General features: G+C 69.3%; 17 protein-coding genes and 3 rRNA genes. 19 read left to right on the top strand and 1 reads right to left on the bottom strand.

Annotated features, from left to right (window positions below):
• Positions 1-50: 50 nt before the first annotated feature.
• From argC to G5V58_RS12160, 15 genes are all read left to right on the top strand, one after another.
• Positions 51-1,085, top strand: coding sequence for an N-acetyl-gamma-glutamyl-phosphate reductase (gene argC / locus G5V58_RS12230; protein ID WP_230487298.1), 1,035 nt, complete (start codon positions 51-53; stop codon positions 1,083-1,085).
• A complete protein-coding gene (locus G5V58_RS12225) occupies positions 1,082-1,441 on the top strand; it encodes a hypothetical protein (protein WP_165232939.1) in 360 nt (119 codons plus the stop codon). Before argC ends, G5V58_RS12225 begins: the two co-directional genes overlap by 4 nt.
• Positions 1,438-2,589, top strand: a complete 1,152-nt coding sequence (gene argJ / locus G5V58_RS12220) for a bifunctional glutamate N-acetyltransferase/amino-acid acetyltransferase ArgJ (RefSeq protein WP_165232936.1) — start codon at positions 1,438-1,440, stop codon at positions 2,587-2,589. Before G5V58_RS12225 ends, argJ begins: the two co-directional genes overlap by 4 nt.
• Entirely contained in the window at positions 2,586-3,497 is a 912-nt protein-coding gene (argB, locus tag G5V58_RS12215; protein ID WP_165232933.1) for an acetylglutamate kinase, read from the top strand. Before argJ ends, argB begins: the two co-directional genes overlap by 4 nt.
• Positions 3,494-4,654, top strand: coding sequence for an acetylornithine transaminase (locus tag G5V58_RS12210; protein ID WP_165232930.1), 1,161 nt, complete (start codon positions 3,494-3,496; stop codon positions 4,652-4,654). The genes argB and G5V58_RS12210 overlap by 4 nt, the downstream gene beginning before the upstream one ends.
• Positions 4,651-5,595, top strand: coding sequence for an ornithine carbamoyltransferase (argF, locus tag G5V58_RS12205; protein ID WP_165232927.1), 945 nt, complete (start codon positions 4,651-4,653; stop codon positions 5,593-5,595). Before G5V58_RS12210 ends, argF begins: the two co-directional genes overlap by 4 nt.
• Positions 5,592-6,116, top strand: a complete 525-nt coding sequence (locus G5V58_RS12200) for an arginine repressor (protein WP_165232924.1) — start codon at positions 5,592-5,594, stop codon at positions 6,114-6,116. Before argF ends, G5V58_RS12200 begins: the two co-directional genes overlap by 4 nt.
• Entirely contained in the window at positions 6,113-7,543 is a 1,431-nt protein-coding gene (gene argG, locus G5V58_RS12195) for an argininosuccinate synthase (protein ID WP_165232921.1), read from the top strand. The genes G5V58_RS12200 and argG overlap by 4 nt, the downstream gene beginning before the upstream one ends.
• On the top strand, positions 7,543-7,947 hold the full coding sequence (locus G5V58_RS12190) for an NUDIX hydrolase (protein ID WP_165232915.1): 405 nt from the start codon (positions 7,543-7,545) through the stop codon (positions 7,945-7,947). Before argG ends, G5V58_RS12190 begins: the two co-directional genes overlap by 1 nt.
• The gene (gene argH, locus G5V58_RS12185; protein ID WP_165232913.1) at positions 7,944-9,353 is read left to right on the top strand and encodes an argininosuccinate lyase; all 1,410 of its coding nucleotides are present in this window, start codon (positions 7,944-7,946) and stop codon (positions 9,351-9,353) included. The genes G5V58_RS12190 and argH overlap by 4 nt, the downstream gene beginning before the upstream one ends.
• Positions 9,340-9,954, top strand: a complete 615-nt coding sequence (locus G5V58_RS12180) for a DNA-3-methyladenine glycosylase (protein ID WP_165232910.1) — start codon at positions 9,340-9,342, stop codon at positions 9,952-9,954. Before argH ends, G5V58_RS12180 begins: the two co-directional genes overlap by 14 nt.
• A gap of 462 nt (positions 9,955-10,416) precedes the next feature.
• Positions 10,417-11,943, top strand: a 16S ribosomal RNA gene (locus G5V58_RS12175).
• Positions 11,944-12,408: 465 nt separating this feature from the next.
• Positions 12,409-15,511: ribosomal RNA gene (locus tag G5V58_RS12170) — 23S ribosomal RNA — on the top strand.
• A 138-nt stretch (positions 15,512-15,649) separates the two neighbouring features.
• Positions 15,650-15,766 (top strand): 5S ribosomal RNA (gene rrf / locus G5V58_RS12165).
• The 16S, 23S and 5S rRNA genes sit together here, the layout of an rRNA operon.
• Before the next feature lie 203 nt (positions 15,767-15,969).
• A complete protein-coding gene (locus G5V58_RS12160) occupies positions 15,970-16,356 on the top strand; it encodes a single-stranded DNA-binding protein (RefSeq protein ID WP_165232907.1) in 387 nt (128 codons plus the stop codon).
• Here G5V58_RS12160 and G5V58_RS12155 read toward each other — a convergent pair.
• Complete coding sequence (locus G5V58_RS12155) at positions 16,331-17,452, bottom strand: DUF1015 family protein (protein ID WP_165232904.1); 1,122 nt, start codon at positions 17,450-17,452, stop codon at positions 16,331-16,333. The genes G5V58_RS12160 and G5V58_RS12155 overlap by 26 nt on opposite strands.
• Before the next feature lie 39 nt (positions 17,453-17,491).
• Between G5V58_RS12155 and G5V58_RS12150 the strand changes: the two genes are divergently transcribed.
• From G5V58_RS12150 to G5V58_RS12135, 4 genes are read left to right on the top strand one after another with little or no spacing between them, the layout of a single operon-like run.
• On the top strand, positions 17,492-18,490 hold the full coding sequence (locus G5V58_RS12150; protein WP_230487297.1) for an HAD-IIA family hydrolase: 999 nt from the start codon (positions 17,492-17,494) through the stop codon (positions 18,488-18,490).
• 10 nt (positions 18,491-18,500) lie between these two features.
• Positions 18,501-19,214, top strand: coding sequence for a hypothetical protein (locus tag G5V58_RS12145; protein WP_165232901.1), 714 nt, complete (start codon positions 18,501-18,503; stop codon positions 19,212-19,214).
• A 14-nt stretch (positions 19,215-19,228) separates the two neighbouring features.
• Entirely contained in the window at positions 19,229-20,029 is an 801-nt protein-coding gene (locus G5V58_RS12140) for a TlyA family RNA methyltransferase (protein WP_165232898.1), read from the top strand.
• A 36-nt stretch (positions 20,030-20,065) separates the two neighbouring features.
• Positions 20,066-21,163, top strand: coding sequence for an NAD kinase (locus G5V58_RS12135; RefSeq protein ID WP_165232895.1), 1,098 nt, complete (start codon positions 20,066-20,068; stop codon positions 21,161-21,163).

The raw sequence follows: 21,163 nt of genomic DNA, 5'->3' as shown, positions 1-21,163 counted from the left end.
CGCCGACACCGGCACCCGATTAGCATGCATATGCACAGATGTGTATGGTCATGCAGGTGACGACCAGAGTGGCGGTGGCCGGCGCCAGCGGGTACGCCGGCGGCGAGCTGCTGCGCCTGCTCCTCCAGCACCCCGACGTCGAGATCGGCGCCCTCACCGCCGGCAGCAACGCCGGCGAGCGCCTGGGCGGGCTCCAGCCCCACCTGACGCCGCTGGCCGACCGGGTCCTCGAGGAGACCAGCGCGACGACGCTGCAGGGTCACGACGTCGTCTTCCTCGCCCTCCCGCACGGTCAGTCGGGCCCGATCGCCGCCGAGCTCGGCGAGGACGTCCTGGTCGTCGACTGCGGTGCCGACTACCGCCTGCAGGACGCGGGGGAGTGGGAGCGGTTCTACGGCGGCACCCACGCCGGCACCTGGCCCTACGGCCTGCCCGAGCTCCCCGGCCAGCGCGAGCTGCTGCGCGGGACCCGGCGGGTCGCGGTCCCCGGCTGCTACCCCACCATCGCCACGCTCAGCCTGGCCCCGGCGGTCCAGCAGGGCCTGGTCGAGAGCGACGTGGTGGTCGTCGCCGCGTCCGGCACCAGCGGCGCCGGCAAGGCCGCGAAGGCGCACCTGCTCGGCAGCGAGACCATGGGCAACGTCAGCGCGTACGGCGTCGGGGGAGTCCACCGGCACACCCCGGAGATCACCCAGAACCTCAGCGCGCTCACCGACGAGCCGGTCACCGTGAGCTTCACCCCGCTCCTGGTCCCGATGCCCCGCGGCATCCTGGCCACCTGCAGCGCCAGGGTCCGCGACGGCGTCACGACCGACGACGCGCGCGCGGCGTACGAGAAGGCCTGCGCCGACGAGCCGTTCCTCCACCTGCTCCCCGAGGGCCAGTGGCCGCAGACCAAGTCCGTGCTCGGCAGCAACGCGGTGCACCTGCAGGTCACTGTCGACGAGACCGCGGGGAGGCTGGTGGCCGTCGGCGTCGTCGACAACCTGGCCAAGGGCACCGCCGGTGCGGCCGTGCAGTGCATGAACCTCGCCCTCGGCCTCGACGAGACCACCGGCCTGTCCGCCGTGGGGCTGGCGCCGTGAGCATCGAGAAGTACCCCGAGACCCTGGCCGTCGTCCGCCTCGGACCGGGCGCCGAGGTGCCGGGCTGGGCCGAGTCCAGCAGCGTCTTCGCGATCCTGGCCACCGCGACCGAGACCACCCTGGTCTGCGCGGCCCGCAGCGTGCCCACCAAGAGCCGCCACGAGCGGCCGTTCACCGCCTACCGCGTCGAGCGCGGCACGCCGGTGCCCGAGGGCGCGCGGGTGCTGTCGGCCTTCGACCGCGACTGGGTCCTGGTGCCGGGAGCCGACGTCGAGCGGGCCGAGGAGGAGTGGCGACGATCCGGGCAGAGCGTCGAGCCCGCCGTCCCCACCACCCCAGGAGAGAAGCAGAAGTGAGCGTCACGCAGCCCCAGGGCTTCCGCGCCGCCGGCGTCAGCGCCGGACTCAAGAGCAGCGGCGGCAAGGACGTCGCCCTCGTCGTCAACGACGGGCCGACCCACGACTCCGCCACCGTCTTCACCGCCAACCGCTGCAAGGCCAACCCCGTGCTGTGGAGCCAGGAGGTCGTCAAGGACGGCACCGTCCGCGCGGTCGTGCTCAACTCCGGTGGCGCCAACTGCTACACCGGCCCCGAGGGGTTCCAGACCACGCACGCCGTGGCCGAGCAGGTCGCCGGCCACCTCGGCATCGGCGCGATCGACGTCGTCGTGTGCTCCACCGGGCTCATCGGCCTGGCCAACGACCGCAGCGACCTGCTGGCGGGTGTCGACGCGGCGTACGCCGAGCTCAGTGCGGACGGCGGGACGAGCGCGGCCGAGGCCATCATGACCACCGACTCGGTCAGCAAGCAGGCCGTCGTCGAGGGCGCCGGCTGGTCCATCGGCGGCATGGCCAAGGGCGCGGGCATGCTCGCCCCGCAGCTGGCCACCATGCTCGTGGTCATCACCACCGACGCGGTCGTCGCGGCCGGCGAGCTGGACCAGGCGCTGCGGGCCGCGACCCGGGTCTCCTTCGACCGGCTCGACTCCGACGGCTGCATGTCCACCAACGACACCGTCACGGTGATGGCCAGCGGCGCCAGCGGCATCACCCCGTCGCTGCCGGACTTCACCGAGGCGCTCACCCAGCTGTGCGCCGACCTGGCCATGCAGCTGCTGCGCGACGCCGAGGGCGCCGACCACGAGATCACCATCACCACGCTCAACGCCGCGTCGGAGGACGAGGCGGTCGAGGTCGGCCGCAGCGTGGCGCGCAGCAACCTGTTCAAGGCCGCGGTGTTCGGCCAGGACCCCAACTGGGGTCGCGTCCTGGCCTCCATCGGCACGACGAGCGCGCAGTTCGACCCGGCCGACCTCGACGTGGCGATGAACGGCGTGTGGGTCTGCAAGGGCAGCGAGCCGCACGCCGACCGCTCCGAGGTCGACCTGTCCGGCCGCGAGCTGAGCGTGACCATCGACCTCAAGGCCGGCACCGAGCGGGCCACGGTGTGGACCAACGACCTCACCCACGCCTACGTCCACGAGAACAGCGCGTACAGCTCATGACCAGCCAGCAGCAGGTGAAGGCCGCCGTCCTGGCCGCGGCGCTGCCGTGGCTCAAGGCCTACAACGGCAAGGTCGTCGTCATCAAGTACGGCGGCAACGCGATGACCGACGACACCCTCAAGAAGGCCTTCGCCGAGGACATCGCGTTCCTGCGGCTGGCCGGCTTCAAGCCCGTCGTGGTGCACGGCGGCGGCCCGCAGATCTCCACGATGCTCGACCGGCTCGGCATCGAGTCGGAGTTCCGCGGCGGGCTGCGCGTCACCACGCCCGAGGCCATGGACGTCGTCCGGATGGTGCTCGTCGGCCAGGTCCAGCGCGAGCTGGTCGGGCTCATCAACGAGCACGGCCCGCTGGCCGTCGGCCTGTCGGGGGAGGACGCCGGGCTGTTCACGGCCAAGCAGACCAACACCGTGGTCGACGGCGAGGAGGTCGACCTCGGGCTGGTGGGCGAGGTGGTCGACGTCCGCCCCGAGGCCGTGCTCGACATCATCGAGGCCGGCCGGATCCCGGTCGTCTCCAGCGTCGCCCCGGACCTCGGCGGCACCGTGCACAACGTCAACGCCGACTCCGCGGCGGCCGCGCTGGCCGTGGCGCTGGAGGCCGAGAAGCTGCTCGTGCTCACCGACGTCGAGGGCCTGTTCCTGGACTGGCCGCACTCGCAGGACGTGATCGGCGAGATCAGCCCGGAGTCGTTGGCCGAGATCCTGCCCACGCTGTCCAGCGGCATGATCCCCAAGATGAAGGCCTGCATGGACGCCGTCGCCTCCGGCGTCGCGCGGGCCACGGTGGTCGACGGCCGCGAGCCGCACGCCGTGCTCCTCGAGCTGTTCACCCAGGAGGGCGTCGGCACCCAGGTCCTGCCCGACGTCGAGACCAAGACCCGGAAGGCGAGGGACGCGGCCCGGTGAGCACCCACACCGAGCGCTACCAGGCCGCGCTCATGAACACCTTCGGCCCGCCCAAGCTGACCCTGGTCAGGGGCGAGGGCGCGCACGTCTGGGACGCCGACGGCCGGGAGTACGTCGACCTGCTCGGCGGCATCGCGGTCAACGCCCTGGGCCACGGCCACCCGGCGCTGGTCGCGGCGGTGACCGAGCAGCTGCAGACCCTCGGCCACATCTCGAACTTCTTCGCCAGCGAGCCCCAGCTGGCCCTGGCCGAGCGGTTGCTCGAGCTCCTCGACGCCGGCCCCGGCAAGGTCTTCTTCACCAACTCCGGTGCCGAGGCCAACGAGGCGGCGTTCAAGCTCAGCCGCCGCACCGGCCGCACCCACGTGGTCGCGGCCCAGGAGGGGTTCCACGGCCGCACGATGGGCGCGCTGGCCCTGACCTCCAAGGCGGCGTACCGCGAGCCGTTCGAGCCGCTGCCGGGCGAGGTGACCTTCGTGCCGTTCGGTGACGAGGCGGCGCTCGCCGCGGCCGTCACCGACCAGACCGCGGCCATCCTGCTCGAGCCGCTCCAGGGCGAGGCCGGGGTGAACGTCGCGCCCGAGGGCTACCTGGCCGCCGCCCGGCGGGTCGCCGACGAGCACGGCGCGCTGCTCTGGCTCGACGAGATCCAGAGCGGCATGGGCCGCACCGGCCGCTGGTTCGCGCACGTGGGCGTCCGCCCCGACGTGGTCACCGTGGCCAAGGGCCTCGGTGGCGGCTTCCCGATCGGCGCCTGCGTCGGCCTCGGCGCGGCCGCGGACCTGCTGCAGCCCGGCAACCACGGCACGACCTTCGGCGGCAACCCGGTCGCCTGTGCCGCCGCGCTCGCCGTCATCGACACCATCGAGCGCGAGGGGCTGCTGGAGCACGTCACCGTCCTGGGCCAGAAGGTCCGCGACGGCCTGGCCGCCGACCCGCGCGTGACCGAGGTCCGTGGCGAGGGGCTCCTGATCGGCCTCACGCTGAGCGAGCCGCGCAGCGCCGAGGTCTTCGCCGCCGCCCTCGCGGCCGGCTTCATCGTCAACAACCCGACCCCCGACCGGGTCCGCCTGGCCCCGCCGCTCGTCCTCACCGAGGCCGACGCCGCGGCGTTCCTGCAGGCGTGGCCCCAGATCCTGGACGAGGCGCTGGCATGACGTCGACCCACATCAGGCACTTCCTGGCCGACGACGACCTGACCCCGGCCGAGCAGGCCGAGGTCCTGGACCTGGCCGCCAAGCTCAAGGCCTCGCCGTACGACGCGCGCCCCTACGAGGGCCCGCGGTCGGTGGCGATGATCTTCGACAAGCCCACGCTGCGCACGCAGGTCTCCTTCGGCGCCGGCATCGCCGAGCTCGGCGGCAACCCGATGCTGGTCGAGGGCAAGCTGGCCGGCATCGGCATCCGCGAGTCCGTCGAGGACGTCGCCCGCGTGCTCGGCCGCCAGGTCGCCACCATCGTGTGGCGCACCTTCGCCCAGAGCGACCTCGAGACCATGGCGCAGTACGCCGGCGTGCCGGTGGTCAACGCGCTCACCGACGAGTTCCACCCCTGCCAGCTCATCGCGGACCTGCTCACCGTGCGCGAGCACAAGGGCGACCTGGCCGGCCTGACCGTCACCTTCGTCGGCGACGCGGCCAACAACATGGGCAACTCCTGGCTGCTGGCGGGCGTGACCGCGGGCATGCACGTGCGGGTGGCCGGCCCGCTCGGCTACTGGCCCAGCGAGGAGATGTTCGCCCGGGCCAACGCCATCGGCGAGCAGACCGGCGGCTCGGCCACCGGCTTCTCCGACCCGGGCCCGGCGGTCCAGGGCGCCGACGTGGTCGTCACCGACACCTGGGTCAGCATGGGCAAGGAGGCCGAGGAGGCCGCCCGGGCCACCATCTTCGCGCCGTACTCCCTGACCAGCGAGCTGCTGGCCCAGGCCAAGAGCGACGCGATCGTGCTGCACTGCCTGCCGGCGTACCGCGGCAAGGAGATCGCCGAGGAGGTCCTCGAGGGCCCGCAGAGCGTGGTCTGGGACGAGGCCGAGAACCGCCGCCACGCCCAGAAGGCCGTGCTCGCGTTCCTCATGGAGCAGGTGGACACCGCGTGACCGAGACCCTCCGCCCCGGCACCAAGAGCTCGCGCCACCAGCAGATCGTCGACCTGGTCACCCACCACGAGGTCCGCTCCCAGCCCGAGCTGGCCACGATGCTGGCCGAGCAGGGCGTGCACGTCACCCAGGCCACGCTCTCGCGCGACCTGGTCGAGCTCGACGCGGTCAAGATCCGCGCGGCCTCCGGCGCCCTGGTGTACGCCGTCCCGGCCGAGGGCGGCGACCGACGACCCGCGGCGCCGGGGGAGACCGCGGCCGGACAGGCCCGCCTCACCAAGCTGCTCGGCGAGCTGCTGGTGAGCGCCGAGGCCAGCGCCAACCTGGTCGTCCTGCGCACCCCTCCCGGCGCCGCCCAGTACCTCGCCTCGGGGTTCGACAAGGCCGAGCTGCACGAGATCCTCGGCACCATCGCCGGCGACGACACCGTGCTGGTCATCGGCCGCGACCCCAGCGGCGGCGACGAGCTCGCCCGCCGCCTCCTCGAGCTCGCCCGAACGACGAACGGACACCACTCATGAGCAAGGTCCTCACCACGCTGCCCAAGGGCGAGCGCGTCGGCATCGCCTTCTCCGGCGGCCTCGACACCTCCGTCGCCGTAGCCTGGATGCGCGACAAGGGCGCCATCCCCTGCACCTACACCGCCGACATCGGCCAGTACGACGAGCCCGACATCGAGGGCGTCCCCGCCCGCGCCCTGGAGTACGGCGCCGAGCTGGCCCGCCACGTCGACTGCAAGGGCCCGCTCGTCGAGGAGGGGCTGGCCGCGCTCGCGTGCGGCGCCTTCCACGTGCGCTCCGGCGGCCGCGCGTACTTCAACACCACGCCGCTCGGCCGGGCCGTGACCGGCACCATGCTCGTGCGCGCCATGCACGAGGACGGCGTCGACATCTGGGGCGACGGCTCGACGTTCAAGGGCAACGACATCGAGCGCTTCTACCGCTACGGGCTGCTGGCCAACCCCGAGCTGCGCATCTACAAGCCCTGGCTGGACGCCGACTTCGTGCACGAGCTCGGCGGGCGCGCCGAGATGAGCCAGTGGCTGACCGAGCACGACCTGCCCTACCGCGACGCCAAGGAGAAGGCGTACTCCACCGACGCCAACATCTGGGGCGCCACCCACGAGGCCAAGACGCTGGAGCACCTCGACGTCTCGCTGGAGACCGTGGAGCCGATCATGGGCGTCCGGTTCTGGGACCCGGCGCTCGACATCGCGACCGAGGACGTCACCATCGGCTTCGCCCAGGGCCGGCCGGTCTCGGTCAACGGCACGACGTACGCCGACCCGGTGGCGCTGGTCCAGGAGGCCAACGCCATCGGCGGGCGGCACGGGCTCGGCATGTCGGACCAGATCGAGAACCGCATCATCGAGGCCAAGTCCCGCGGCATCTACGAGGCGCCGGGCATGGCCCTGCTCTGGATCGCCTACGAGCGGCTGCTCAACGCGATCCACAACGAGGACACCATCGCCAGCTACCACGCCGAGGGCCGCCGGCTCGGCCGGCTGCTCTACGAGGGCCGTTGGCTCGACCCGCAGGCGCTCATGCTGCGCGAGTCCCTGCAGCGCTGGGTGGCCTCGGTCGTCACCGGCGAGGTGACGGTCCGGCTGCGCCGCGGCGAGGACTACACCGTGCTCGACACCCGCGGCCCCAACTTCTCCTACCACCCCGAGAAGCTCTCCATGGAGCGCACCGAGAACGCCGCCTTCGGCCCCACCGACCGCATCGGCCAGCTCACCATGCGCAACCTCGACATCGCCGACTCGCGCGCCATGCTCGAGCTGTACGCCGCCCAGCCGCTCGACCAGGGCCAGGTCCTGGTCGAGCACGGCGTCCTGCTGGGCGAGCTGCCCGCCGGCGGCGCGGACCGGATCACAGCCAACCCGGCGGCCGAGGGCGTCGAGGACGACGCCCTCGACGCCGCGGCCATGGAGGCCGGCACCGACTGATGGCCACCGACCGCGTGACGGCCCGGGTCCTCCCGGTCAGCCCCGACGGCCGCGTCCTGCTGCTCCAGGACCGGGACCCGGCCGTGCCCGAAGTCCTGCGGTGGGGGACCGTCGGCGGTGGCGTCGACCCGGGCGAGAGCCTGCTCGAGGCGGCCGTGCGCGAGCTGTTCGAGGAGACCGGGGTCGTCGCCGCGCCCGACCAGCTCGTCGGCCCGGTCCACCAGGACAGCCGGGCCTTCTCCTGCGACGGCGTGGACCACTCGGGCCACTCGACGTTCTTCGCCGTCGTCGCGGCGCGGTGGTGGGCGCCCGACGAGCTCGCGGAGGCGGGCGGGATGATCGCTGCGGACCTGCCCGACGTGGTGCGGGCCGGGATCGCCGCCGTCGGAGGAGGGACACCGTGAGCACCAACCAGGGCAAGCTCTGGGGCGGCCGGTTCGCCTCCGGGCCCTCGCCCGAGCTCGAGGCGCTCTCCCGCTCCACGCACTTCGACTGGCGGCTGACGCGCTACGACCTGGCCGGCTCCCACGCCCACGCCCGGGCCCTGGGCGCCGCGGGGCTCCTGACGAGCGATGACGAGGCCGCACTGCACGCGGGCCTCGATGCCCTGGCCCGGCGCCACGAGGCCGGCGAGCTGCACCCGGACCCGAGCGACGAGGACGTCCACGGCGCGCTGGAGCGGCTGCTGCTCGAGGAGGTGGGTCCCGAGCTCGGCGGCCGGCTGCGGGCCGGCCGGTCGCGCAACGACCAGATCGCGACCCTGCTGCGCAGCTACCTGCTCGACCACTCGCTGGTCCTCTCGCGGCTGCTCCTGGACCTGGTCACCGCCCTCGCCGAGCAGGCCCGGGCGCACCTGGGCGCGGTGATGCCCGGTCGCACCCACCTCCAGCACGCCCAGCCCGTGCTGCTGAGCCACCACCTGCTGGCCCACGCCTGGCCGCTGCTGCGCGACGTGGACCGGCTGGCCGACTGGCGGCGCCGGACCGCCGCCGAGGCGCCGTACGGCGGGGGAGCGCTGGCGGGCAACAGCCTGGGCCTCGACGCCGACCTCGTGGCCCGCGAGCTCGGGTTCGCGCACGGCCCGACCAACTCCATCGACGCCACGTCCTCGCGCGACAGCGCCGCGGAGTTCGCCTACGTCTGCGCCCAGGCCGGGGTCGACCTCAGCCGCCTGGCCGAGGACGTCATCCTCTGGTCCACGCACGAGTTCGGCTTCGTCCGCCTGCACGACTCGTGGTCGACGGGGTCGAGCATCATGCCGCAGAAGAAGAACCCCGACATCGCCGAGCTGGCCCGCGGCAAGGCCGGCCGGGTGGTGGGCAACCTCACAGGGCTGCTCACCACGCTCAAGGCGCTGCCCCTGGCCTACAACCGCGACCTCCAGGAGGACAAGGAGCCGGTGTTCGACTCCGTGGACACCCTCGAGGTGCTCCTGCCGGCGGTGACCGGGCTCGTCGCGACCCTGGAGTTCGACACCGCGCGGATGGCCGCGCTGGCCCCGCAGGGCTTCTCGCTGGCCACCGACGTCGCGGAGTGGCTGGTGCGCGAGGGCACGCCGTTCCGGGTCGCCCACGAGCTCGCCGGCGCGTGCGTACGCCGCTGCGAGGAGCTCGGCTGCGGGCTCGACGAGCTCACCGACGAGCAGCTCGCGGAGATCTCGCCGGCCCTGACGCCACGAGTGCGCGAGGTCCTCACCGTGGAGGGCTCGGTCGCCTCCCGCGACGGTCGCGGCGGCACCGCACCGGTCCGCGTCGCCGAGCAGCTCGAGGAATTGAGCGTGGCCGTCGAGCGGGCGCGTGCCGGGCTCTGACCTCCGAGCGCTGCTCGCCGGGCCCGTCCTGGAGGTGGCGCCCCGGCTCCTGGGCGCGACCCTGAGCCACCGGTCCGCGGAGGGGACCGTGGCCCTGCGGCTCACCGAGGTCGAGGCCTACGCCGGCGCCGACGACGCGGGCTCGCACGCCTACCGCGGACCCACCCCGCGCACCGCGGTGATGTTCGGGCCACCCGGGTTCCTCTACTGCTACTTCACCTACGGCATGCACGTCTGCGCCAACGTCGTCACCGGCCCCGAGGGCGCCGCCAGCGCCGTGCTGCTGCGTGCGGGGGAGGTGGTCGAGGGCCTCGAGCTCGCGCGCGCCCGCCGGCCCGGCCTTACCGACCGCGACCTGGCCCGGGGCCCGGCCCGACTGTGCAGGGCCCTCGGGATCGCCCTGACCGACAACGGCGCGGACCTGGTCCACGGCCCGATCACCCTCGAGCCCGGTCCGCCGCCGCCCGAGGTCAGCACCGGACCGCGGGTGGGGCTGCGCGGAGCGGCCGAGAACCCCTGGCGGTTCTGGCTCCCGGGTGAACCCACGGTGTCCTCCTACCGACCGGCCGCACCGCTGCGCCGTCGCCGACAGGCGCTCTGACCTGCGGTTTTGCGCGAAAGGGCACCCCGATTTGTGCGTCGCCCAGGCGTCGTCTAATGTTTCATCTCGCCGCAGGGATGCGGCGGAAGACCTCGGAGGCCAAGGGCCTCGAAAGCGGGGCTCCGCCACGTCCGCGGCCGGGTCCACCAGGGCCGAAGCAGCGATGACAGCGGCACGGAGCCGCCGAGTTGACTCGGACCAGCCGGACCGGTAAGTTTTACCAGGTTGCCCCGGGCCCGACCGAAAGGTCGGAGATGGTGCGCGTCTGATCTTTGAGAACTCAACAGTGTGTCATAGTCGACGAATTAGTTTGTAATGCCCTGTCGGCTGACGACTTCGGTCATCGGCCACAGATTTCTTTGGTAGGACAATGATTCTGACAATAGTCAGAGTTTGATCCCTGCTAGGCATCTCTTTTTCCTCGGCACTCGCAGCTCGCTGCGGAGGTCGAGGGCGTAGTTTTCTACGGAGAGTTTGATCCTGGCTCAGGACGAACGCTGGCGGCGTGCTTAACACATGCAAGTCGAGCGGTAAGGCTCCTTCGGGAGTACACGAGCGGCGAACGGGTGAGTAACACGTGAGTAATCTGCCCTTCACTTCGGGATAACCGCCGGAAACGGTGGCTAATACCGGATACGACACAGTCCCGCATGGGATCTGAGTGGAAAGTTTTCTCGGTGAAGGATGTGCTCGCGGCCTATCAGCTTGTTGGTGAGGTAACGGCTCACCAAGGCTTCGACGGGTAGCCGGCCTGAGAGGGTGACCGGCCACACTGGGACTGAGACACGGCCCAGACTCCTACGGGAGGCAGCAGTGGGGAATATTGGACAATGGGCGAAAGCCTGATCCAGCAACGCCGCGTGAGGGATGACGGCCTTCGGGTTGTAAACCTCTTTCAGTACCGACGAAGCGCCAACAACGGTGGTGACGGTAGGTACAGAAGAAGGACCGGCCAACTACGTGCCAGCAGCCGCGGTAATACGTAGGGTCCGAGCGTTGTCCGGAATTATTGGGCGTAAAGGGCTCGTAGGCGGTCTGTTGCGTCGGGAGTGAAAAACTTACAGCTTAACTGTGAGCGTGCTTCCGATACGGGCAGACTTGAGGCATTCAGGGGAGAACGGAATTCCTGGTGTAGCGGTGAAATGCGCAGATATCAGGAGGAACACCGGTGGCGAAGGCGGTTCTCTGGGAATGTCCTGACGCTGAGGAGCGAAAGTGTGGGGAGCGAACAGGATTAGATACCCTGGTAGTCCACACCGTAAACGTTGGGCGCTAGGTGTGGGGTCCATTCCACGGATTCCGTGCCGCAGCTAACGCATTAAGCGCCCCGCCTGGGGAGTACGGCCGCAAGGCTAAAACTCAAAGGAATTGACGGGGGCCCGCACAAGCGGCGGAGCATGCGGATTAATTCGATGCAACGCGAAGAACCTTACCTGGGTTTGACATATGCCGGAAAGCTCTAGAGATAGAGCCCCTTTTGTCGGTATACAGGTGGTGCATGGCTGTCGTCAGCTCGTGTCGTGAGATGTTGGGTTAAGTCCCGCAACGAGCGCAACCCTCGTCCTATGTTGCCAGCGGGTAATGCCGGGGACTCATAGGAGACTGCCGGGGTCAACTCGGAGGAAGGTGGGGATGACGTCAAGTCATCATGCCCCTTATGTCCAGGGCTTCACGCATGCTACAATGGCCGGTACAAAGGGCTGCGATACCGCAAGGTGGAGCGAATCCCAAAAAGCCGGTCTCAGTTCGGATTGGGGTCTGCAACTCGACCCCATGAAGTCGGAGTCGCTAGTAATCGCAGATCAGCAACGCTGCGGTGAATACGTTCCCGGGCCTTGTACACACCGCCCGTCACGTCACGAAAGTCGGCAACACCCGAAGCCGGTGGCCCAACCCTTGTGGAGGGAGCCGTCGAAGGTGGGGCTGGCGATTGGGACGAAGTCGTAACAAGGTAGCCGTACCGGAAGGTGCGGCTGGATCACCTCCTTTCTAAGGAGTACGCGGCCATGAATGCTTCCGACACTCAGTCGGAGCTGATGGTGCTGCTCACTAGTGGAATCGTCGATGAATGACCTCGAGCATCGCGCTCGTGTCCTCAGTACTGCCGGCTTGCCGGCGTGGAACCTGGAACCGAGTGCGGTGAGCGTGGTCCTGGCACACTGTTGGGCTCCGAGAGATCAGGCAACTGACTCTGGCGCCCCTGGCAGGTTCCCGACGCGGATGCGTCGGGCGATCACCAGGCGGACACGGACATTGAATCCTTCATAGTGGACGCGAGCATCTTCGCGACGTCTCCTCACCATGAGACGTCGCGTTTTCGGTCGCTCTCATACAACTCTTCTGCGGGCTTCGCTGGCCGGCGGTGGGGGAGAGTGACCGGTCTTTGTAGCAGCAAGTTTTGAACGAGTGTTCGCAACCTCGACGCAGACGTTGTCTTCGTTGAGTGTTTGTGGGCGACAAGCTACGAAGGGCACATGGTGGATGCCTTGGCATCGAGAGCCGAAGAAGGACGTAGGAGCCTGCGATAAGCCCTGGGGAGTTGGCAACCGAGCTGTGATCCGGGGATTTCCGAATGGGGAAACCCAGCTGGAGTCATGTCCAGTTACCCACGCCTGAATATATAGGGCGTGCGGAGGGAACGTGGGGAAGTGAAACATCTCAGTACCCACAGGAAGAGAAAACAAAAGTGATTCCGAGAGTAGTGGCGAGCGAAATCGGAAGAGGCCAAACCGTATCTGTGTGATAGCCGGCAGGCGTTGCAGGTACGGGGTTGTGGGACCTTTCAGGTCGATCTGCCGGTCGACCACGAAGTCAAAAAATCTGTGCGAAGTTGAATCCGGTTGGAAAGCCGCGCCATAGAGGGTGATAGCCCCGTAAGCGTAACCACAGATCTTCGGAGAGGTATCCCAAGTAACACGGCACCCCTGAAATGCCGTGTGAATCTGGCGGGACCACCCGTTAAGCCTAAATACTCCTCGATGACCGATAGCGGACAAGTACCGTGAGGGAAAGGTGAAAAGTACCCCTGGCGGGGAGTGAAATAGTACCTGAAACCGTGTGCCTACAATCCGTTGGAGCCTTCACTTGTGGGGGTGACAGCGTGCCTTTTGAAGAATGAGCCTGCGAGTTTGCGTTGTGTTGCGAGGTTAACCCGTGTGGGGAAGCCGTAGCGAAAGCGAGTCCGAACAGGGCGCCGTAGTAGCACGATCAAGACCCGAAGCGAAGTGATCTATCCATGGGCAGGTTGAAGCGCGGGTAAGACCGCGTGGAGGACCGAACCCACTTAGGTTGAAAACTGAGGGGATGACCTGTGGATAGGGGTGAAAGGCCAATCAAACTTCGTGATAGCTGGTTCTCCCCGAAATGCATTTAGGTGCAGCGTTGCGTGTTTCTTGCCGGAGGTAGAGCACTGGATAGCCGATGGGCCCGACCAGGTTACTGACGTTAGCCAAACTCCGAATGCCGGTAAGTGAGAGCGCAGCAGTGAGACTGCGGGGGATAAGCTCCGTAGTCGAAAGGGAAACAGCCCAGACCATCAGCTAAGGCCCCTAAGCGGTGACTAAGTGGAAAAGGATGTGGAGTTGCAGTGACAACCAGGAGGTTGGCTTGGAAGCAGCCACCCTTGAAAGAGTGCGTAATAGCTCACTGGTCAAGTGATTCCGCGCCGACAATGTAGCGGGGCTCAAGTCATCCGCCGAAGCTATGGCATTCAGATAAGACAAGCCTTCGTGGTTCAGTTGTCTGGATGGGTAGGGGAGCGTCGTGTCGCGAGTGAAGCCTCGGAGTGATCCAGGGGTGGACGCGACACGAGTGAGAATGCAGGCATGAGTAGCGAATGAGGAGTGAGAAACTCCTCCGCCGAATGATCAAGGGTTCCAGGGTCAAGCTAATCTGCCCTGGGTAAGTCGGGACCTAAGGCGAGGCCGACAGGCGTAGTCGATGGACAACGGGTTGATATTCCCGTACCGGCAAAACAGCGCCCATGACGAACCTGGTGATGCTAACTGCCCGAATTCAGCACTACCGAACCCTTCGGGGGGAGGAGAGCTGAGCTAGCGCAGGACCCGAACCAGTAGTAGTCAAGCGATGGGGTGACGCAGGAAGGTAGCCCAACCGTGGCGATGGTTGTCCACGGGCAAGAGTGTAGGGAGTGACCTAGGCAAATCCGGGTCGCATGATCCTGAGACTTGACGCGGAGTCCGCATGGACGAAGTGGGTGATCCTATGCTGTCGAGAAAAACCTCTAGCGAGCTGTGCGCCGCCCGTACCCCAAACCGACTCAGGTGATCAGGTAGAGAATACCAAGGCGATCGAGTGAACCATGGTTAAGGAACTCGGCAAAATGCCCCCGTAACTTCGGGAGAAGGGGGGCCGGATCCGTCAATGCCCTAGCGGCAGGCAGCGGTGATGGCCGCAGAGACCAGGCCCAAGCGACTGTTTACTAAAACACAGGTCCGTGCGAAGTTGTAAGACGATGTATACGGACTGACTCCTGCCCGGTGCTGGAAGGTTAAGGGGACGGGTTAGCTTCACGGCGAAGCCCAGAACTTAAGCCCCAGTAAACGGCGGTGGTAACTATAACCATCCTAAGGTAGCGAAATTCCTTGTCGGGTAAGTTCCGACCTGCACGAATGGAGTAACGACTTGGGCGCTGTCTCAACCGTGGACTCGGCGAAATTGCACTACGAGTAAAGATGCTCGTTACGCGCGGCAGGACGGAAAGACCCCGGGACCTTTACTATAGTTTGGTATTGGTGTTTGGTTCGGCTTGTGTAGGATAGGTGGGAGACTGTGAAGCACGGACGCCAGTTCGTGTGGAGTCAACGTTGAAATACCACTCTGGTCGTACTAGATGTCTAACCTAGGTCCGTAATCCGGATCAGGGACAGTGCCTGATGGGTAGTTTAACTGGGGCGGTTGCCTCCTAAAATGTAACGGAGGCGCTCAAAGGTTCCCTCAGCCTGGTTGGCAATCAGGTGGCGAGTGTAAGTGCACAAGGGAGCTTGACTGTGAGACAGACATGTCGAGCAGGGACGAAAGTCGGAACTAGTGATCTGGCCACGGCATGTGGAAGCGTGGTCACTCAACGGATAAAAGGTACCCCGGGGATAACAGGCTGATCTTCCCCAAGAGTCCATATCGACGGGATGGTTTGGCACCTCGATGTCGGCTCGTCGCATCCTGGGGCTGGAGTAGGTCCCAAGGGTTGGGCTGTTCGCCCATTAAAGCGGCACGCGAGCTGGGTTTAGAACGTCGTGAGACAGTTCGGTCCCTATCCGCCGCGCGCGCAGGAAACTTGAGAAAGGCTGTCCCTAGTACGAGAGGACCGGGATGGACGAACCTCTGGTGTGCCAGTTGTTCTGCCAAGAGCACGGCTGGTTGGCTACGTTCGGAAGTGATAACCGCTGAATGCATCTAAGCGGGAAGCACGTTTCAAGATGAGGTTTCCCACTACGTAAGTAGGTAAGGTCCCCAGCAGAACACTGGGTTGATAGGCCGGAGGTGTACAGCAGCAATGCCCAGCCGACCGGTACTAATAGACCGAGGGCTTGTCCCACAAACACTCAACCAAGACAACGGTTGACCTGCTGCTAGCAATTGACTGCTCGCGTCCACGAAGGATTCAGTGAAAACTGAACACACTGTAGCTTCGGCTGCTCCCGCGCTCGTGCGCGGTGGAGCGGTCGGCCAGAGTTACGGCGGCCTTAGCGAGGGGGAAATACCCGGTCCCATCCCGAACCCGGAAGTCAAGCCCCTCAGCGCCGATGGTACTGCAACCGAGAGGTTGTGGGAGAGTAGGACGTCGCCGGACATTCATTCAGAAAGGGCCACCCGCCTTGCGGGTGGCCCTTTCTGCATTTCGTGCTGCGCCGCTGTCGTCGATCCTTCGGCCGCCGGCTCGTCCTGCACGTCTCCACAGGGCGCTTCGCACCTCGGTTCTGCACAGGTGCCCTGCGACCCCGTCCCGCCTGTCGGCACGAGTCAGCAGGGTGGGTCGCGAGGAGGTGGTGTCAGATGACAGCACAGAAGGTGGAGAGATCCGAGGTGGCCGCCGACAAGGGAGCGGCCGTCAACGAGGTGCGACTGGTCGGCGTGCTGGGCAGGGAGCCGGCGACTCGTGAGCTGCCCAGTGGCGATCGGCTGATGACGGTGCAGGTCAACGTCCAGCGACCTCCGCTGCCGGCCGGCCAGGAGCAGCCCAAGCAGCGGGTCGACCCGATCGACTGCGCGGTGTGGACCGCCCGGCTGCAGAGGTCGGTCGAGAAGTGGCACGAGGGCGACCTGGTGGAGGTGAGCGGCGCGGTCCGTCGGCGCTTCTTCCAGGCCGGCGGCACGCTGGCGTCGAGGGTGGAGGTCGAGGTGGACAGGGTCCGGCTCATCCGTCGCGCAAGGAGCGGATGAGCACCCCCACGCTGGGCTTCGGCTGGAAGGAGGTCGCCTTCTCGGGTAGGAGCCGGTCATCGGCGGCGATCTGGTGCACCAGGTCCACGTCGGGGGCGGGCATCAGCACCGCGATGCTGTCCCGGCGGAGCCGGTCGAGGGTGGTCTCGACCGAGTGGTGGTACTCGATGCGCTGGGGGCCGCGCGGCAGGGCGGGGACCAGGTCCTCGTGCAGCTGCTCCACCGCGGCGCGCTCCTCGGGCAGGTGCAGCTTGAGCACGGCCCAGCGCCTGCCGTCGGTGGCGGCCAGGGTCGTGGGTCCGAGCGCGTGGACGGCCGCGGTGCGGTCCACGACGTCGAAGCCGGCGCCCACGACCTCGGCCGCGGCGGCGAGGTCGTCGAGTCCGACGCCGGTGAGCACCCGGTGGATCGGCCCGAGGAAGAGAGGGGTGTCCTCCTGGTCCACGAGCATGGCCAGGCCGCGGTCGTTCGCGCCGCCGGGGTGGCGCCGCTGCATGCGCAAGTAGGCCGCGTAGCGGTGGTGGCCGTCGGCGATGAGCGCCTGGGAGGTCGCGAGGCCGTCGTCCAGGGTGGCCAGCAGGTCGGGGTCGCGGATGGCCCAGACCCGGTGCCGCTGCTCGTTGCGGTCGACGAAGTCGTCCTCCGGCTCGGTGGCCAGCACCTGGTGCACCACCGCCCGCACACTGGCGGGGGCGCGGTGCACGAGGAGGATCGGCGCCGGGTTGAGGGCCAGCTCGGTCATCCGGTCCGCGAGCTCGTCGGCCTGCACGGGGTGGATGCCCTCGTGCGGCAGGACGGCGCGGTCCTCGGGTCCGGAGGCGCGGTGGGAGATGTCCAAGGCGCCGACCAGGCCCCGGACGGTGAGGCCGGCGGCGGTGTACTCGTGGAGGTAGACCGCGGGCTCGCCGTCGTGGCGCAGCTGTCCGCGTTCCTGCCACTGCGCGAGCCGACCGGGGACGGCCCGGTACGGTCGGGCGAAGAGGCGTCCGGACGCCGGGTCGCCCACGCGGCGCGGGGTCAGCCGGAGGCCGCGGAAGGGCGCGAGACGCAGTGGCCGGCCGACGTACGGCGGGATGACCACGGCGCCGGTGTCCATCGACAAATCCTACTGAGGACCGCGCGAGGAGGACGGGCTTTGGCGCTGGGGAGCTCGCAGGGGCCACTGACCGACGGCTACGACCTGGCCATGCTGGACCTGGACGGCGTGGTCTACGTCGGCCAGGACGCCGTGCCGGGCGCGCCGGAGCACCTCGAGGCGGCGCGGGGCGCGGGGATGCGGATCGCGTTCATCACCAACAACGCCTCGCGGCCGCCGGAGGCGGTCGCCGAGCACCTGCGCGACCTGGGGGTGACGGCGGACGCGGACGACGTGGTGACCTCGGCCCAGGCGGCGGCGCGGGTGCTGCTCGACCGGCTGGGCGAGGGTGCGTCGGTGGCGGTGCTCGGGGCCGGTGGGCTGACCGAGGCGGTGACCGCGGCCGGGCTGCGGCCGGTGGGGGTGCGGGACGAGGCCGGGGCGGTGGTGACCGGGTACGGCCCGGACGTGCCGTGGCGCGACATCATGCGCGCGGCGGTGCGGATCCGCGACGGGCTGTGGTGGGTGGCCAGCAACACCGACATGACCATCCCCACCCCCTTCGGGTTGGCGCCCGGGCACGGGGTGCAGGTGGAGCTGCTGCGCCGGTTCGCCGGGGTCGACCCGGTGGTCGCGGGCAAGCCCGCGCGGCCGCTGCTGGACGAGACCGTGCGCCGCTGCGGCGGGGAGCGGCCCCTCATGGTGGGCGACCGGCTCGACACCGACATCGCGGGTGCCCGCGCCGCGAGCCTGGACTCACTGCTGGTGCTCACCGGGGTGACCGGCCTGCCCGAGCTGGTGGCGGCGCGGGCGGAGGAGCGACCGACGTACGTCGCCGCCGACCTGGGCGGGCTGACGAGCGCGCACGCGGCGCCCGAGACGAAGGACGGCGAGGTGGGCCTGGGCGGCTGGACGGCCCGGGTCGCCGACGGCGCGCTGGCGGTGGCCGGGGACGGCGGCGCCGACGACTGGTGGCGGGTCGTGGCCGAGGCGGCGTGGGCCCACCTCGACGAGACCGGCGAGCCCGTCCGGACCGAGGGGCTGACCCCGCCGGAGTAGCGTGCCGCCCATGACCGAGCAGCCGCAGCACGAGCCGGACGTGGTCGAGGGCGGACTCGAGGACCAGACCCTGGACCAGCCCGAGGACGGGTTCGACGGCGAGATCGACGGCGAGATCGACGGCGAGATCGACGGCCAGATCGACGGCCAGATCGACGGCCAGATCGACGGCCAGATCGACGGCCAGATCGACGGCCAGATCGACGGCCAGATCGACGGCCAGATCGACGGCCAGATCGACGGCCAGATCGACGGCCAGATCGACGGCCAGGTCGACGGCCAGGTCGACGGCCAGGTCGACGGCCAGGTCGACGGCCAGGTCGACGGCCAGGTCGACGGCCAGGTCGACGGCCAGGTCGACGGCCAGGTCGACGGCCAGGTCGACGGCCAGGTCGACGGCCAGGTCGACGGCCAGGTCGACGGCCAGGTCGACGGCCAGGTCGACGGTCAGGACGACGGTCAGGACGACGGCGAGCCGCTGGAGCCCGTGACCGGCGAGCCCGGCTGGGCCGACGCGGAGCCCGAGCCGGCGGACCTCGGCGAGCCGGGTGAGCCGACCGAGCGCGTGCGCACGGGTGTGGACCGGGTCGACGAGGTGCTCCGGGCGGTCGAGGAGCTCGACGAGCGACCGCTGGAGGAGCACGTGGGCGTGTTCGAGAGCGCCCAGGTGCAGCTGCGCCAGGCGCTGGACGACTCCGGTGACGACCACACCGGACCCGCCTGAGAAGGGGCCCGGGAGTGCCACCGAGGCGGCTCCGGCTGGATGCGGAGCTGGTCCGGCGCGGGCTGGCGCGCTCGCGCGAGCACGCGGCCGAGCTGGTCGCGGCGGGTCGGGTCGGCGTGTCGGGGGCGACGGCGGGCAAGCCGGCCACCCAGGTGACCACGGACGTGGCCATCGTGGTGGTCGAGGACCCGGATCGGCCGGACTACGTGTCGCGCGGCGGGCACAAGCTGGCCGGGGCGCTGGCGGTCTTCGAGCCGCTGGGTCTGCTGGTCGAGGGCCGGCGCTGCCTGGACGCGGGGGCGTCGACGGGCGGGTTCACCGACGTGCTGCTGCGGGCGGGGGCGCGGGAGGTGGTGGCGGTCGACGTGGGGTACGGGCAGCTGGCCTGGTCGCTGCGTTCGGACGAGCGGGTGCGGGTGCACGACCGGACCAACATCCGCGAGATCACCCCCGAGCTGGTGGGCGGGCCGGTGGACCTGGTGGTGGGGGACCTGTCCTTCATCTCGCTGGCCCTGGTGCTGGCGCCGCTCGTCGGGGTGACCCGGGAGGACGGCGACCTGGCGCTCATGGTCAAGCCGCAGTTCGAGGTGGGCAAGGACCGGGTCGGCAAGGGTGGGGTGGTCCGCGACCCGGCGCTGCGGGCCGAGGCGGTGGCGGCGGTGGCCGCACGGGCCGCGGAGCTCGGGTGGGGCGCGCGGGCGGTGGCCCGCAGCCCGCTGCCGGGGCCGTCGGGGAACGTCGAGTTCTTCCTGTGGCTGCGGCGGGGGCCGGCCGAGCTGGACGAGGCGGACATCCACAGCGCCGTGCGAGGCTGACCGGTCGCAGGGGGTGCCGTCTGAGAGGCTGGACGCGTGACCACGACGGACGCCGCTGACCACGCCGGCGACGACGCAGCCGCCGCCCCGGACGGGGCGCAGCCGCGGCGCGTCCTGATCCTGTCGCACACCGGTCGCGAAGCCGCGCGCGACGTCTCGACGCGGCTGTGCAAAGCGCTCACCGAGCACGGGATCGTGGTCCGGCTGCTCGCCGAGGAGGCCGCGGACCTGGGGATCGGGCCGTCGTCGTACTCCCTCATCGAGCTGCGCGACGACGACACCGAGCTGGCCTGTGACTGCGAGCTGGCCGTGGTGGTCGGCGGGGACGGGTCGATCCTGCGCGCCGCGGAGGTGACGTGGGGGACCGGGACGCCGGTGCTGGGGGTCAACCTGGGCCACGTCGGGTTCCTGGCCGAGGCCGAGGTGGACGACGTCGAGAACGTCATCGACGCGATCGTCGAGCGGCGGTGGGCGCCGGAGGACCGGCTGGCGCTCGACGTGCGGGCGTTCCGGGACGGCGAGCTGATCCGGCACACCTTCGCGCTCAACGAGGCGTCGGTGGAGAAGGCCTCGCGCGAGCGGATGATCGAGGTCGTCGTCGAGGTCGACAACCGGCCGCTGTCGCGGTGGGGCTGCGATGGGGTGGTGCTGTCCACGCCGACGGGGTCGACCGCCTACAACTTCAGTGCGGGCGGGCCGATCGTCTGGCCGCGGGTCGAGGCGCTGCTGGTGGTGCCGCTGAGCGCGCACGCGCTCTTCGCGCGGCCGCTGGTGGTGGCGCCGGACTCGGTGCTGGCCGTCGAGGTCATGTCGCGCACCGATGGGGTCGGCGTGCTGTGGTGCGACGGCCGGCGCACGGTGGACCTGCCGCCGGGGGCGCGCATCGAGGTGCGGCGGGCCGAGCAGCCGGTGCGCCTGGCCCGGCTCCACGACTCGCCGTTCACCGACCGGCTGGTGGCCAAGTTCGACCTGCCGGTCGAAGGGTGGCGTGGCTCGGCCGAGCGCCGCCGCCGGGCCGAGGACCGCGCCGACCGGGCCGAGGACCGGGGCGATCGGGCTGAGGAGCGGCTCGACCGGGTCGAGCACCGGGCCGAGCACCGGGCCGAGCACCGGGCCGCGGACGGGGAGGACTGA

Source organism: Nocardioides anomalus (assembly GCF_011046535.1).
GTDB classification, from domain to species: Bacteria; Actinomycetota; Actinomycetes; order Propionibacteriales; family Nocardioidaceae; genus Nocardioides; species Nocardioides anomalus.
Note: the sequence above shows the minus strand (reverse complement) of the source record. Positions and strands in the feature narration are given on the sequence as shown.